Source organism: Mycobacterium uberis, from assembly GCF_003408705.1.
Taxonomy (GTDB): domain Bacteria; phylum Actinomycetota; class Actinomycetes; order Mycobacteriales; family Mycobacteriaceae; genus Mycobacterium; species Mycobacterium uberis.
Window position 1 is genome coordinate 45669 of the sequence record NZ_QAYL01000012.1, and the last position, 15658, is coordinate 61326.

Genomic DNA, 15658 nt, shown 5'->3' on the forward strand with positions numbered 1-15658 from the left:
AGATACCAACAACATCCTGTTTCTAGCCACTCTGCAGACCGACGAAGTGAGCTAAGGTTATAGGTTCTAACCGAACTCTATGTACCAAAAAAGGAACATTGATTCTTGACAACAACTTTGGCTGAAAAATAGATGATATGGTTGTTTTTTCGATGTGTGTAAACGCGGCGCGTTCGGAAAACCGTTGATCACCGACCAGTTGCGGTGCGAACGATTTTCGAATCCTGTTGTCTTCAATGTCCTTTCGCCGGATATGATTTCCACGACGACTTACGGCTCTGAACAGGTTATGATTGAGTTGCCGTTGACCGTTGGGATGGCCACGTTCGTTTTACTGCTTCCAGTCACCGGTGTCATGCTGGCTGATTCTGGTGTTGGTGGCCGCGTCGTATTGACAAATTATCAAGGTCTATACACCGGTCCGACGTGTCATATGTGTTCGCACGGGATAATCTTGATACTCAGATGTTGCATATTGCCGTGGTGACGTTGTTGATCGATTACGTGGTCACTGTCGCGTGCAGCCGATGGTAGAGACAGTGGCAGTAGTTTCGGCTATGCCAGTGCCGGGTTCCTATAACCTGGAAATCATGGTGGTCGTGGTTTTGCCGATGTTTCTGGCCAATCTGTGTGGATTGCGAGAGGTCAGAGTGCCTTTGTGTTGCCGGCTTACGTCTTTTAGCCGTGGTCGCCGCTGATTGTAGTAGTTGGCCTTGTTCGTGAATTAGTTTGAAGTTTAACGAAATACGTTATACAATAAATTGTTTCGGTGGTTCCGGTTCATCAAGGTAGTGGTTTGGTTATAGGCGCGGTAGTGCTGGCCATGGTGACTTGCATTCTCGCTTTTACTGGCGGGTGTGGCCTGACTGTCGCATACTACCGACTCTACATCCTATGGCGAGAGATATCCGTCGATATTACCCGAGTGGTCTTTGAGGCATAGTGTTATGAGTAAAACCTTGTACTTTTGGTATGGATGTCGACAGCAGCCATCCTTTTTGCCGGTTGCAATACGAGTTGCAATGGTTTTCTCGCATTGGCCAGTTTTGTTGCCGAAGACCGTTTTCTGCCGCGTTCGTTGATGAAGCGCGGTCATCGTCTTGTTTTTATTAACTGTATTCTGATGCTCACCGTGTTGTCTTTAGCGTTGCTGGTCGTCACCGGAGGCGCGGTCAATGCACTGGTACTGTTTTATGCGATCGGCGTGTTCACCGAGTTAGTATATGGCCGGCTACGGAATGGCAAAACACCATTTGGCCCGCCGCGGAACGGGTTTACGGTACAAGCTGGTGGCTGACTGGCCGGCGATCGTGTCGTGATTAAAGGTTTATGGTTGTCTTGATGAAGGATGACATCAAGATCATTTGTGCTTTGCGCCAATTGGATTCGTGACTGTGGGAGGTAAATAAACCGTCACTGAATATGGAGAATAATCTGTGAAGTGATGGACCAATACGCTTTTCCCAACGGGGCTCGTCGTTGACATCGTTAATGAGGGCGGCTTCGGCGGTAAAGACGACTGACTGGGGCGGTGCTCTGCATACTGGTGCGACTAAGTACTTTCGCTATAGATGGCCGATCCTGCTGTCAGAAGGAAAAACCATCGCTGTGTGAGCTAGCCGACGCACGCTTTACCACTTAATTGCCTGCTCGCAGCTTTGAGTAGCATATCCAGAGTGATTCACGAACTGTACTAGCCATCAAATGATCTCGTCATAAGTGCACTTCTTTGCTACGACCTACGAGTAGTCTGCGATGTGGCTAACTCGTTGCTAAACGATCTACCGGGTCACCTAGTGAGCTTGAACTTTTTGAAGGTCTGTGGGGTACGTATATCAGACGTGTTAGTAATGTTGGACTTTAGCGGAAGCACTTGGTCTCAGAAAGTCGGACGAGTCTCGTTGCTCGATTGATCAGGCCATTGAAAGCAAGCCAGCTTCCTGGTCTTCTTGGCAATGCTTTAGCTTTCAATTCACATTTCTATAAACAGATAAAAATAACTTGGTGTAGAAAAGGGAGAACACCATGTAGATAACCAAAAATAATTCGTAGTTTTACGTTGTTCGCGGTAAAACTAGGTTGTCAGATTTCCCGAACGTACAGCAAACAGAGTTAAAGCGTATCTACCTGCTAGGTAATAGCTCTTAACGCTTGGTGGAGAACTTTATAGTGGAGCAATCATGAGTGTCTGTGACCTTGCTCTCGTTGTTTATGTTGCACTCAATATCGACGACGGCAATATGTGAAGCATCACCGAATTAACTACCTAACTTTCTCCGTCCGGTCCAGAACGTGGCGACAACTACCGCTACACCGATCAAGCTCGGAAAGTATTAATTGCTATGAAAACCGAGATCCACGACAACGTGGGCCAGCTCTGTGCCTCTGGTCTACGTGACCGTTGTGTTAGCCACTCCCCACAGTAAGCGACAGGTAGATGCAATTTCCATTGCAGAGGAGCAGTATTCTTCTGGTTTTCGGCGCATAGTCCAGCGCCACCAGGTAGAGGAACTTTAAATGTGACGGTCACGCAGGAGTAGTTTTTTTCTGGCTTTGATCGCCCTTGATACCGAGAACCTGGATACTCGATAATTTTAGTTAATAAATATGGTTTGGAGAATTGCGGTGTCGTAGAGGACCTTGACGTGCAACTGCTCTGACTTGCTAACGCGACTGATCTGTTCGCTGGGTAAACGGTGACGGCTCGTGCCCTCATAGGCTATATATGTGATCGACAAAAGGTATTGTCGAATCAACAAACAAGACAAATCGTGCAAGCCACGTCCCTGTCCGGTAGCCGGATAATAATGGCTAAAGCCAGAGCTACCGAGCAACCTGAACGCACTCCATGTTCCCAAGGCATCACGGAGCATCTAGCCGTGGACGAGTATCGCAGACCGTTCGATACGGCTTGCAATGTGGTGGGGCCACGGGTCTTGTATCATGTAGGCCTGCAGCAGGCCAGCGCGTCATGCCAGGCGCTACTGTCTAAGGTCGTGCAGAAACACCGCTTGGATATGTAACAGCTGCTATTCCGTGTGACCGTTGCGTACAGTTGTGAAGCGATTCGGCTGGCGTAGTGGACATAGGCGCCGAAGATGTCGAGGACGGAGACTATATTTGCGGCTAGATAGGTTAAGGGGCGGTAGCTCAGTTGGTTAGAGCCGCGGACTCATAATCCGTTGGTCGCGGGTTCGAGCCCCGCCCGCCCCACTGTGCGGCAATACGTAGCTTCTCTAGTGTTGTGTGGTTTTGTTTTGTTTATTTTGGTGTTGTTGGTGAGTTGATGGATGTTGGTTTAAGTGGGGGTGATCTTGGTGAGGATTTCTTCGATGGTGGCGGTTTAGACGGAAGGGGTGGGTTTCGGCGTTCCAGTGCTCGATGTGGTCATGGATCTGTTTGGTGAGGACGTTGATTGAGGTGATGGTGCCTCGACGGATCGCTTGACAGGTGATGCTGGTGAGCAGAGCCAGGGTGCCAAAGCCACGTTACGCGTGCTAGCCGAGATTATGACCGATGCTCTGCAGTGGGCGCGGCAGCACCTGATTAGCGGGAAGCCCATGACGGCTTTCGGGACACACCGTCTCAGGTGGTACCGATCCGGGGGCTGGGGTATACCCAGCATCAACCTCACCGAACGCGGATATTCAAGGATCCGAATGGCGTTGACACGCGGTAAGATGTCCTGTGCATTTTGATACTGACTAACGCTGCCGGTGCTGGCATCACTGCTGTGTTATCGGGCAGTCATTCAACTCGCCATTAGTATCAACGCGATGGTGGCCTTTATTGCTAGGTTCACCGGGCAACGAAGCCTGGCGCAGCAAGCCCTGGGTGCGGATCCAATTGATTGTGGATAGTCCGTCACTCATCGAGTCAAGGCGGTCGACTTCGCGGTTATTTTCAACAGTACCAACCTACCTGCCCTGCTGCACAATTAGTTGCCAGAGTGTTCTGGCAGTACCTGGACAGAGTTCGGTTGAGGTGGTCATCGGGCATCTAAACAACATCGCGACGGCTATCCTGGCACGAACGCCGCTCTAAGGAGAGTTGACTTGGTGACGTGCACGGATTCGGCTTCAATACGTTGGCGCTGTTAATTGTTACGGACCTGGCCGGTCCGTTGCTGGCGTCACTGTCGCACCTGTGGATTCTGACGGTTGTCGGTGAGCTCATCGCCGGGTTGGTGCTCGACAAGATTGGTTTTGGTGTCGTCGATGACGCCAACTTAACTTTTCAGTTGTTCGCGAACATCGACTTCGTGCTGGTGATGTTCGTCGTGGGCACTTATGCTCCGGTCCACGACCCCAAGATGTGTTTCGCCGTGCCTATGGTGTTGGTGTGCGGTTTTGGTCGGCGCCGACCACGCGGTGCTGAGTGGATTGGCGATCACCGTTTGCGCGGTAGTGATGTTTGCGTTGTTGCATGCGGGCGATCGCAGGGGCTGACGTCAGCGCATGCATGACTATTCCTAGAAGCAGCGGTTTGCCCTGGAACTGCGGACTAACCTGCTCGTGCTGTTCGGACTTTCAACACTGGCCGCCATCATCGATGTGTCAATCATGTTGGCGGGTTTCGGGTTGGGTTTGGTAATTGTGATAGTTGGCGAATCGCGGCAGTTAGCGCGTCGGTTGTTCGGCATCACCGAAGGATTCTTTAGCCCGCTGCTATTCGCCTGGCTCGGTGCATCGCTGCAAGTCTACTAGCTCAGTTCGCATTCGCAATTCATTATACTGGACGTAGGGCTGGGGCTTGGTGGTGCACTAATGCATTGCGTGGCAGGGCTGTTCGGCCAGCTCGTGACACTTGCGGTGATGTTCGCCACGCAGCTGAGCGTGGCGATAACTGTGGCCACCATCAGCACCGAGCAGCATTTCTATTACCGCAGGCGAACTATCGGCGTTGATTTTTGGTGCCTTGCTGACGATCACCTGCACATCGATCGCCGGTATGTTGATGGCGCGTGGCCAGACTGTCGAAAAAGTGTGTAAGGCCGGCAAGTCCACCCAAGCTGGGTGATCCATGGTTAGCCAATGATGACCATGGCGACGGCGCAGGGAGCGACAGAGAAAATGTCATATCACGAGTGCACGGGTGACACCAGCTGTCGGCGACAGGCGTCAGCATGTCCGCAACTGCACCGGTTTGGTCGCTGTGCAGGGATGCGGTTTGGAAGTTGGTGACTATCCACGGCTGACCTGGATGACGATGCGAGTCTGCGATAGTGGTCATCTGGGATGCTGCTTTCGTAACCGGCAACGTAGCTGTGGGCGTCTGTGACACTGTCGCTTACCGAGATGGCAACGTCTATGCCCAGCGGTCTGCGTTCTTGGGGTAGTCATGAAAAGCCTTCGTAATAGCGGATTACCGATGATCTGTAGAGGAGATAATCGATTTTGTGGCCGTGGTTTACGCTGTCGATAGTGTCTGCCTGATCGCCAGTTACCTTAGCGTTAGATAGTTTTTCGGAGTACGCAGTGATCCACCGGAGTAATGATCTTGTCGTCCGCTGACAGGACTAGCAATATCAGCATTTCCGCGCCTTGAGATAGATAAGTTGGAGTTGGATCTGTATCAAAATCATGTATATGACAATAACTCTCAAGATCACCTGTGGAAACTCTACCCAGTTCCGGCTCTGGCACGAATACGACGCGGCAATCTTTTGACTGATCTGCAGATTGCGTCCCTCCGTCATCAGCGTGGATAACCGCATCTTCGGATCTTTGATAGTTGCATCGATGTTAGCCTCGGCTAGCCGATGATCATCGGTGAGTGCGGCCAGAGCACGCATGTGATACGACCACACTACCTTGTATAACACCGCGACGGCCGGGCGCATCATCAACTTGGGTACGTTCTCCACGATGCTTCTAGGGCAGAACAGCTCGACACCACCATGATGCCAATTATCTTCAGGCGCCGCGGCAGCTGCACCGCAGGAGCTATCTTAAAGAAATACCCCACAAGAGGTTTCCTACGCCTGGTCAGCACGACTTGTACCAACCAGAGTTGCACACAACGTTTGGTAGGAGGATTGGTGGGTAGTCCGTTTGGAACATGCCCCAGCCCAGTTTGCTGCTTTTAAGACTATTTCTGAACTATCCGAGAGAATATCGTAGTTTAACCCGCCCTTAAGTCACACACCGACGTAGTTGATTTCCTTTCGGTGGTGGTAGCTTTCGCTGCCACTTCGGTCACGTCTGAATACACGACACGCTGCTGGCCACGCGCTACGGTTACGTCGAAAACCACGTTTTGGATTGCCCTGCGAAGTCTGCTGGGAAAGGCTAAATTGGTCAGGCAGGTCCAGAGACCTCGCCTATCGACCACCTTGGATTTAGCGTCGGCCTGGATAGCGTTCGTGTCAACATGCGAAGGGCCTATCATCCAGGGTTTGGTTGGCGCCGAACCGAGTATATAGGTCTTGCTGTGGAATACGTTTCGTGAATGACTGCCGTCCGTGCAAGGAGTTCATTCGGGCTCGAAGAGGACCACAGTGAGAATTGTGTTCGTCAGAGGTGACGACCTAGGGTAGACGAGGAAACCGGGATGCTACGCAGTGTGGTTGCGGTACAAGGGCATGGCATAACCTCCTATGTCAAGCAGAGATGTTGCCACAGCTAGGGGAGTTGCCACCGCGCAACGATCATCCAGCGTGTCTGCCAAGTCGTTACGACGTGTGTCGGTCCTAATGTGGGGATGCCTGCCCGCGAAGTCTTGCCGTTTGTCGGTGACTGGGCGGTCTCGCTCGAGGGCTTGTGGCTGTCGGAGCGACTTGACGTCGTACACGTGCACGGTTGGCTTGGCGGCTTGGTCGCTCAACTAGTCGCGCAGACGGCAACTTATCCCGACGATCCAAACTTTCTAGGAATCTAGCCGCCATGTCACATTTACGCTCCGTCAACGGTCTGGGTCAACAGGACGAACGTGAATGCATCGAGCTACTATTGGTGTGTAATGCAATGTAGGTTACCACTGAGAGCACCTCGGACGACGGTGTGCTGGCCTAGGTTAAGTCACATGCGGATGGCATTGTCGGTTTTGCCGAGCGGCATCGACACCTAGCGGTACACTGCGGTCGGTCCGGTAGTTTGTCCATAGCAACTGCCATCGCGTTCTCTGCCTAGCGCCGAATTCACTGTCGTGCAAAGGATTCGACGTTGCAATTCGAGCTATCCGCGGGATTCCGGGCATTGAGCTTGTGATCGCAGAAATTGCTGCTACTGACCATAGTCCCGACGGGGCGCGGGCCGAACTCACACGTCTTGCCGCCGAGCTCGGAGTAGCCGACCGGGTTGGTTTCGTAGGAACGGTTATCGGTAATGAGCTGCCGATGTTGTCGCGATCAACTGACGTAGTGTATACATACCGCGGCAGCCGCTGCGCGACAACGGTGTTGCAAGCAGTGGTCACTGCTACTTGTCGGTATCCTGACTGATGTTGTCATGCATGGCGTAACTAGGCGCGTGCTGTGAGTGGGCAATCTCTTAGTGAATTAATCATTGTGTTTAAAAAACTTGGCTTACAACGGTTTTTCGTGAGAGCATGAAGGCGGTGGGCCTAGGCCGCACGCTTTCCCGCTTCGCCTGGGACAGGATCGGGTGCGAGTCGCTGAACTCTATATATGGACAATCTATATATGGACAATCCAATTCGAGGTACTCGGGGCAGTTTATGTGACAAGAAGCACGGGGATTCTGCGGCGACTGTCAGGCTGTTTTCGATAAGTTTGCTATGGCCGCCCGTGGTAACCATACCGTGCATGCAAAAGTGTATCCGCTGCCGCACTGTTCGGCGTAACCGACTGGCTGCTTAGGCGCGATCGACGCTAATCTTTGCATCTCTGATGCTCTGAGCCATTCGGATAACGTGCGGGTGACAAGCACTTTCGACCATCGAGCAGCCGTTTTACTGTGGACGCGACGTGGTACGCTCTCGTGACACTTCTTGGATGATAGTCTGGCTTCCTACTGTCTAAAGATGTGAAGATGCGTTGCCAGCAGCAACTGTTAGCCGGTGTCATGGCGAACGCCGGAACATTGGCGGCTAGCAGCCCAAGGTGTTTAGATCCTTAGTTTTCAAGGTTACGACGGGCTGCCGACCGCCGCCGGTATGCCGAGCTTGCTACACAAGCCACACCGGATTTTAGGCGTCTATAACTTCATGTGCAGTGTTGTTGATGGCTTGGTGTCCGTCCTTGTTACGCTCGACGTTGCGCTCGACGGAAATCTTGCGCGGCTTGGCCCGTTCGGCAACCGGTATAGACAATCTCAACACTCCCTCCTGATAGGAGGCCGCAACCCGGTCGGTGTCAAGGTTCTCGCCGAGTACCAGTTGACGACTGAACACGCCGCGTGGCCGCTCGGCAGCAAGCATTTCCCGATCGGGGTTGACGCCCGGGCGCTCGGCACGCACGGTCACCACATTACGTTCGATGTCGATGTCCAACGAATCAGCGTCGATCCCGGGGAGGTCGAACTCGACGACGAATTCTTCACCCTCACGCCAGGCATCCATGGGCATTGCTGCTGGGCGAGCAGACGTGCCTAGCACTTGTTGGGCAAAGCGGTCCAACTCACGGAACGGGTCAGTGCGCATCAGCATAGTGGTCACCTCGCACTCCAATCTGTTGTAACAGGCTAGCTATTAACTGCCCATAATAACACTATTATAGTGTATGATGGTATAGATTTCACAGCATAGATTTGATATAGCACTATCGATATTTTGATGCAAGTGTGATTAAAGAAGTTTTCTTGTGTAAGCGTCCGAGGAGATTCGTATGCCCGATCGCAGTGACGGTATGGGTACGCTGGCAGTCGATCGTGGCGTATATGGCATCATCGGTAGCAGCCGAACTTTCCGGCATCTCGGTGCAGTCGTTGCGGCTCTACGAGCGTTAGTTATTAGGGTTGTTCAGATCGGCTCGAAGTGACGGCGGAATCCCGGGCTGTTGTAGCGCGATAACTTAGCCTCTCTGCAGTGTATCAGCGCATTGGTAGACGGTTGGTATCAACCTGGCTGGTATCGCCCTGACCTTGCACATGACAACCCAGCACTGTCTGAGTGCTAATGTTGACTTGCGATCCACCAAAAGTAGTTTGGGTAACGCAGCGAAGGCTGCGAGGTCCAAGCCCATGGGCGACCGGCTAGCCTGGTGACTCTTCCTGCTCAAGCACTTTGCAGTTTCGATTAGGCAACCACGCGGAATTGTTGCGCAGTCGGATTGCTGGGGTCTGGCAGGGCTATGCTTGCCTCTGCACCCGATCTGAGGTAGTCGATCACGGCGTTGTTGAGCTGCTCGCTCGAGACGACCATTAGGTATGCCTGGCGAATACTGGAGTGACCTGTTCTGTCGCGATGTTAACGGCGGCTTTTGATGCGGGCATCATTTTGGTGGGTCCGAAGAACATGTCATGAGGCAGGTGGGTGGTATCCAAGTTGCAATTCCGTTGGCGAGGGCAACTGTATCGGTTGCGGGCGTTCGAAGTCCCTTGCCGCTGTGCACCATTGGATTAGTGTTGCTATGAGTCGATTGGCGGTGTGCTTGTTGTCAGCGAACGACATCTTCGCCAGAATGCGACGGCGATAACTTAGGCCAAGGTTGACTTGGTGGTTTTCGTGCAGCCAATCCACGGCTTACTATCCGGATGTTCCGGTCGCGGAGACGTCCGTCAGGACTTGCGTAGTATCCAGGTCGCAAGACGCTTCTGAGTCTAGTAACTCGTCCTCCAGCACCCGCAGGTCCGCGATTTCGCCGAGCTGAGACCGGATGAGCGAGCTCAAATACGATAGTAAGCAGGCTGTGACCGTATTCAACCATCTGGCTTCGTCAACCGTCAAGGGCAGCATAGACAATGACAATCACGTTCGAGCTGGTGGTTGTAAGTAGATCGGCACACGAAGACAACCGTTTTGGGGTCCACCAGATCCTTCTGGAGGTGAAACTACAGACCCCTGTTCGAAACCATCGACTGGTCGACGACATCGATCTGTTCTACGTGGTCGATCAGGCGTGTAGCGAACACGCTGGTGCCACAACCGACGCCAAGGATGCGTTCACATCTTTGGGGTAGTTAATTTAGCAGCACTCGCTGGCAGTGGGCGTTGTGGTGTCAGGTCAACCAAACTTATTGCGCTTACTCTGATCAGGGCACCGTGGTTATCTGGACAGATCGTTGGCGTTTCATCGCGATATCGTGTGGGACCGGGACCTAGCGTTTTAACCGGAGTAAAATTGGTCGGTAGCGGCGAGCAACTGTTGGCCAGCAGGTCGCAGACCGACGTTGGTACAGAACAAGCCGGTTGAGACACGCTGGAGCATGCCCCATTGCCAGATAGGCGTGGACGTCAAGCCGGCAACGATCAACCAGGCGGTGTGCATGAACCCAGGTATCTTCGGTAAGCAGTTAGATAAGATCGTCGTGTATCACTACATCAATATCATATTAATTCAAAGTTTGATGATCAGTACGTCCGGATCGACAAGCGTAAAACCATCGCCCGACTCCAGCAGGTTTCACTGGTGAATGTTGCCGTGCATCAGGAGTGAGTGGTAGTTATTTTGGGCACCAAATATTTCCAGAGGCACGGCATACGTGATTGTCGTCGACAGCGGTTCGTCGGCTGGATGCCACAGCGGCACGGCGAGGCTGCGACGCATGCACTCGGCTAGCGCCTGCTAATTTCCCGGTGAAGCAGTTATTGAAGGTGCGCAGCGCCACTACCGCTATGTCGGTGATATCGTCATGCGTCACGTTTGCAATGCTAGATGCAAGGCGGCATCGCTGAGTGTACGTTTGGTTGTTGGCTTTCTTGCGTTCCCACAGTCCGGGCAACTGATTTTTCCTAACAACCAAACATACTCGGAATATTGCATGGTGGGTACAATTCCCTATTGGGAGAATTTTGTTGCTATTCAGCGTTTGCTCCAGCCCCATTGCAGTGTCGTCTGTCAAGTGCTGGTCGTTAATCCAGATCTCACCTTAATCCTTGTACAGCTCGACCTCGACTGTTCGGCGGCCAGCGTCAGTACCGAACAAGTTGGCCTTCGCCACGGGTACGGTGTCAAGGAACTCCAGCAGTGAACAGGAGTGGGAGACCACTCCAATCTGAGTCTGTGCGGCTGTGGTGTGGGTCAGCGACGCAAGCGTCCGTACCAAGTTTGGGTGCAGCGAGATTTCCGGTTCGTTGAGCACCATTAGCGATGGCGCTAGTGAGCTTAACAGTGCGGCGGCCCACAGCAACCAGTAATGTGCCGTCGGACAACTTGGCCGTTCGAAGCGGGCACAGCATCCCGTGTTGCCGCAGTTGAAGGTCGAACAGCCCGTCGTGGATGGCGACCGAGACCGTGACACCATCGAATGCGCCTGCGACGGCGCGGCTCAGATCAATCGAACCCCGCCTCGATGATCGTCTGAATTGCGCGGCGGCTACGTCACTGCCGTTGTCGGCAAGCACTAGGGTACACGTACCCGCCTGTGGGTGTCGTGCGGGCGTCGTCGCGTCAACGTAGAAACCATCATCCACGTAGTCGTTCACACACGGCTGCCAGTTCGAGAAGTGCGTGCGGATGAGCATACTCTGCTAGCACACTGCGGTTAGACAGCAAGAACCGTCATAGCTCGGTGAAACAAGCCTATGTCCGCGCTGGCTTTGGCGACGTTCTGGGTTCGGCGCACGAATGTGGTGCTGATCCGCAGCATCGGTTCGGCAAACACTGCTTCCCGTTTGATCTCTAAGTCGCGAGTGAAGGCCGAGTTCTGCCCGGCCGATTGAGGGATTCCTAGATCTACCAGATAGTCGAAAGCATCTGCGGTGAAGCCTAGTTCGAGGGATACAGGTCGGGTATATACCGCGTCTTCGTCTTGCCTGGCGCGTCGGGCGGTGCTTAGGTGATTGGGACTGGCCCACAGCACAGGTTGCAACTCGCTCTCACGAGCGAGTCGGTACTTCGCCGCGACCGCACTCTGCCGGTAGCCTCAGGGTGCGATACAGAGAAGACTTTCCCGCGCCGTTGGCCTCGGTGACGATCGAAACTGACCTAGCGGCAGGACTACCTCGCGTAACGAGTGGTATCCGCGAATCTCCGCCGTCTGCAATATGCAACCGACTGTATGACCATATGCTGTCAATGTGTCTCGGCTGACGCTAGGTGGTGTGCTTAGTCGGTATCGGCTTCGTCGAGAAGCTGTACCTCTGCTAGACATAGATTCTGTCTGCAATTCGCGCAGCACGATGTTGTCGATGAGGTCCTGGTTTCGAAGGTCAGTAACGGACCGACGTTGGTGCTCGATTTAAACTGTCCTTTAACGGTGGATGGCGGATGCCAAGATCGGCGGTGCCACCGTTGTCAAGCAAGCTGGTCACGAGTTTGTCCTATCGATCTCTGGCTTGATGGGAGCGCCTGGTAACGAGTTTTTGGATGTTCACGGCGTTGGAGTCAGGCACTACGGCGATCGTCAACACCTATGTCAGCGTCGTGGGGTGGCGTTGCTGGGCCGGTGTGTACATTCACGGCCAAGGTGACGGTGCGATAATGAAGCGCAAGACGCCGTATTGTAGGGCGTGTGCGCTGGATAGTTGACGCGATGAACGTGATCGGGACTCGCTCGGACGGCTGGTGGAAGGACCGCCAAGGTGCAATAGTTCAGCTGGTAGATAAGCTTGAGCGTTGGGCGTCGACCAAAGGGGACGACGTGGCAGTAGTGTTTGAGGGGCCACTGTTGCCCCGCATTCGCTCATCGGTGATCGTGATCGCATACGCGCCAAAGGCATTTCCCAACTCTGCCGATGACGAGATCGTCCGGTTGGTGCAAGCTGACCTCGAACCTAAAGGAATCCGTGTCGTGACATCGGACCGCGCATTGATTGATCGGATCCAGAAGGCGGGCGCATCGGCCTATCCAGCGACACGTTTCCGTAAACGCATCGACTCGCTCGGCTAGGTGTGCTTTAGCATACCCGACAGAAGGCACTGTGCCGTAGGCGGTTTCGACACCGGTTTATGCACTCAACATCGGGATTTGATAGTGCGTATATTATACAAATCCCGCAAAAGCTTTACACCACCCGCCAGGCGATTGCGCCGAAGGTGTGGTTGGACAAAAGTGGCCCAAGTGAGACGCGTTAGACTACCCGCGATGACCGACTTCTGTTACCGTGCGAATGGCGGACCTGAACACCTTCCGTATCCTCGATACTCAAATTCCTTGTTCTGAATGAGCTTCGCGTTCGTTTATGCACTATTGGTGTCACGGTGGGTGGCCCGTTGAAGGCGAGCAGTCCATGAGACAGCGGCATTTGGTGGATTCAGCGCAAAATTATTGTCATGTGTGCGACTAGGTTTCCCGAAGCATGAATAGCATATCTCAGATCTGAGAGCGTCGACTCTTGGGACTCACGTTCGACGGAATCGTTTCTTGGGGTAGCTCTTCTTCAGGTGTCACACCGCATCCGGTGCAGCGCTGATCTTCACTACCGGCCCATCAGCCGGCGAACAGATAGGCATCTATCGGAGGTGAGCCTCATCTACCGTGCGAGCTTTGGCAGCATCCGGCCTGTTGTCCGACGAGCTGCGCAACATCGCTCCCGACGTTGGTATCAACGTCGGGTGTTAGCGCAATAAGGCAAACGCGGTTACGAACATGAGCACCAGCACCGATAGCCCGACAATGTGCACCTGGTGGCGGAGAGTGATGTGTGTGGGGATTGAGTGAGCATTCCGTTAATGATCGTTGGCGTTGTATGGCGATCACGTAAGAGCATGACGATACGCCAGTTGTCAATCTGGTGGGAATCAGCACCGTTGGTTCATTGGAGCCATGTAGGTTCTTGACCGTCAACATAGCACCAATGCCCAGCAACGCAACAGAGGCCCGGGTTCATGTCAGCGCGGTCCGTTCCGGCTGTAGTCTGGGATTTGGCCGACCGATCGTTGTTACCCGGCTCAATCCAGGCTGGAGGCCAGCTTGAAGCAGCAGGGCAATGGCAGGCCGTGGCGTATGGCGTGATCCGCCTGTTGCCAGCGCAATAGCCTCATTCCGCTGGTGAGACTGGCCAGTACCGCGAATCTCACGCCAAGGAAATGGCGCGTGTCTGGGACGGTTAGTGCCGGAACAAGCGAAACCGAGGCGACCACCGCGGCCAGTAGTCCCAGGCCCTATTGGCTGCTCGGCCAGGAAAGTGCGCTCGTTAGTCAGAGTGAACCGACAGTCAGGCTTGATCTCTGCTTCGCCGTTAGTGTGCTGTTCGGCCGGCAGGCGTGGTGGTGTTATCGGACACAAGTTACCTCGCCGGGTTTGTCAGGGGCTGGCATTGGCCGTCGACAAAGTTGACTCAACGGGATGACTTGCCAAGCCGTGTTCGCCGGAGGTCGGCATCGATGTGTGTTCGACCGCGATGACACCACGGGTTTGGCCGACTATGCCCCTGAACTAGCCGAACTAGATAGAGTCCATCACTGAAGTGTGCGAGCTGGGTAAGTCGTCCTGCTTCGCCACCGGCATTGACCCAGGATTCGCCAACGATCTGCTTCCTATGACGTTGATGGGTGCTTGTGCTCGGAGGCCCGTCGGGTCCGGACCCTGAACTGCTGTCCTACACCAACTACGAAGGCGATTACGAGACCGAGATATGTATCGGTTGTGAGCTTGAATCCACCTCGATTCTAGAACACCGAGACGTGTTGATCTTCGCGTGGGGTGCTACAATATTCAATACTCACTTAAGTTGCTGGCGTCGTATTCGATGAAATTGTCATCGTAGGGGACAGACGGGTGACTGTCATCGATCACACCACCGTGAGGGGCATGATCAAGCTCGACTACGTTGCCGCCGTCTGGTTCACCGTTACTGGCATCTACTAGGGGGAGATCTGCACTCAATTGGAACACGTCGACCGCACCAGGCACGATGTGGCCCTGGACTAGCCATCGGGCCACGATGACGATGTTTACCGGGTGAAGGGTCGACGGGACTCCAAGCATTTTTCAGGGGATAATGCTTCGGTTCGCCAACGTACCGGGCTGTGACCCGACCACTGCTGGGTGTCTGTCGACCAGGATGTGGGTGTTCAATGCGGTCCCGGCGGTCAACGAGTTGCAGCTAGGTTGGGTCACCCCGCTCGACCTTTCGTTGATCCCCGGTGGCGGTATGATTCGCTGACGTCGCGATATTGCCCGGCCGCCAGTGCGGTGTGACGTAACTTATGCCTGTGAGCTACTCGGAAAGCTCTCACAGTCGCCGGTAATCACCGTCGTTGCTGGCTCGTCTGGGCACTTTGGCTGGCGTGACATCATCATCGGCCGCCCCGTAGATGTCGCGAAGTTCGTAAAATGCGTCGCCCTCGGCCTACGGTGTGTCGGCTGCGTAGAGTGCGGGCAGAATCCCCTCGTCGATCTTCTGCCACGGGAGCAACGTGAAACACCATAATATTTTGTATAAACGCTCTATTGGTGCAGGCCTTTGCCGGCCGTACGAGGGTCCGCTGATCTGTAAGCTGGTCTTGGGCAAGCCGGGATGCGCGGCGTTGGATATGCTTCCCCAGCCCGCCTTGCTTCTGCAGTGATCCAGCTTACGGGCGAACATCAAGACTGCTCTATCGACTCAAAACACTAGCGGCGCTGCGAGATTTGGGAGCATTGGCTGAGGAGAA

General features: G+C 53.8%; 9 protein-coding genes, 1 tRNA gene and 5 pseudogenes. 10 read left to right on the forward strand and 5 right to left on the reverse strand.

Going from position 1 to position 15658, the window contains the following annotated elements:
- The first annotated feature begins 976 nt into the window (after positions 1-976).
- The 3 genes and pseudogenes from MUBE_RS15780 (at position 977) to MUBE_RS08220 (ending at position 5019) form a co-directional block, all read left to right on the forward strand.
- Entirely contained in the window at positions 977-1297 is a 321-nt protein-coding gene (locus MUBE_RS15780; protein WP_165849775.1) for a hypothetical protein, read from the forward strand.
- A 1842-nt stretch (positions 1298-3139) separates the two neighbouring features.
- Positions 3140-3213 (forward strand) — tRNA-Ile (locus MUBE_RS08210).
- Between the two features lie 850 nt (positions 3214-4063).
- A pseudogene (locus MUBE_RS08220) lies at positions 4064-5019 on the forward strand (cation:proton antiporter).
- A 508-nt stretch (positions 5020-5527) separates the two neighbouring features.
- On the opposite strand, the gene MUBE_RS08225 reads toward MUBE_RS08220, so the two are convergent.
- Positions 5528-5866: a hypothetical protein gene (locus MUBE_RS08225; RefSeq protein ID WP_116540165.1), complete on the reverse strand. Its 339-nt coding sequence runs from the start codon at positions 5864-5866 to the stop codon at positions 5528-5530.
- Between the two features lie 836 nt (positions 5867-6702).
- Here MUBE_RS08225 and MUBE_RS15785 point away from each other — a divergent pair.
- Entirely contained in the window at positions 6703-6879 is a 177-nt protein-coding gene (locus MUBE_RS15785) for a glycosyltransferase family 1 protein (RefSeq protein ID WP_165849776.1), read from the forward strand.
- Positions 6880-7204: 325 nt separating this feature from the next.
- Complete coding sequence (locus MUBE_RS08235; protein ID WP_116540167.1) at positions 7205-7441, forward strand: hypothetical protein; 237 nt, start codon at positions 7205-7207, stop codon at positions 7439-7441.
- Positions 7442-8148: 707 nt separating this feature from the next.
- Here MUBE_RS08235 and MUBE_RS08240 read toward each other — a convergent pair.
- Entirely contained in the window at positions 8149-8607 is a 459-nt protein-coding gene (locus MUBE_RS08240; protein ID WP_116540201.1) for an Hsp20/alpha crystallin family protein, read from the reverse strand.
- 178 nt (positions 8608-8785) lie between these two features.
- Here MUBE_RS08240 and MUBE_RS17780 point away from each other — a divergent pair, with 178 nt between their 5' ends.
- Entirely contained in the window at positions 8786-8938 is a 153-nt protein-coding gene (locus tag MUBE_RS17780; protein ID WP_243632939.1) for a hypothetical protein, read from the forward strand.
- A gap of 922 nt (positions 8939-9860) precedes the next feature.
- Positions 9861-10079 carry a hypothetical protein gene (locus tag MUBE_RS08255; protein ID WP_116540169.1) on the forward strand — a complete coding sequence of 73 codons (219 nt, stop codon included), beginning with the start codon at positions 9861-9863 and terminating at the stop codon, positions 10077-10079.
- Positions 10080-10921: 842 nt separating this feature from the next.
- Here MUBE_RS08255 and MUBE_RS08260 read toward each other — a convergent pair.
- A pseudogene (locus MUBE_RS08260) lies at positions 10922-12107 on the reverse strand (AAA family ATPase).
- A gap of 320 nt (positions 12108-12427) precedes the next feature.
- On the opposite strand from MUBE_RS08260, the gene MUBE_RS15790 reads away from it, so the two are divergent.
- Positions 12428-12589 carry a hypothetical protein gene (locus MUBE_RS15790; RefSeq protein WP_165849777.1) on the forward strand — a complete coding sequence of 54 codons (162 nt, stop codon included), beginning with the start codon at positions 12428-12430 and terminating at the stop codon, positions 12587-12589.
- Positions 12573-12950, forward strand: coding sequence for an NYN domain-containing protein (locus MUBE_RS08270; RefSeq protein ID WP_207801680.1), 378 nt, complete (start codon positions 12573-12575; stop codon positions 12948-12950). Before MUBE_RS15790 ends, MUBE_RS08270 begins: the two co-directional genes overlap by 17 nt.
- A 1034-nt stretch (positions 12951-13984) precedes the next feature.
- Here MUBE_RS08270 and MUBE_RS17785 read toward each other — a convergent pair.
- Positions 13985-14264: pseudogene (locus MUBE_RS17785) on the reverse strand (YidH family protein); the annotation flags it as partial.
- Between the two features lie 115 nt (positions 14265-14379).
- Between MUBE_RS17785 and MUBE_RS17790 the strand changes: the two are divergent.
- A pseudogene (locus MUBE_RS17790) lies at positions 14380-15168 on the forward strand (dihydrodipicolinate reductase); the annotation flags it as partial.
- A 69-nt stretch (positions 15169-15237) separates the two neighbouring features.
- On the opposite strand, the pseudogene MUBE_RS19420 reads toward MUBE_RS17790, so the two are convergent.
- Positions 15238-15600 (reverse strand): annotated as a pseudogene (locus MUBE_RS19420) (Rossmann-fold NAD(P)-binding domain-containing protein); the annotation flags it as partial.
- Positions 15601-15658 lie beyond the last annotated feature (58 nt).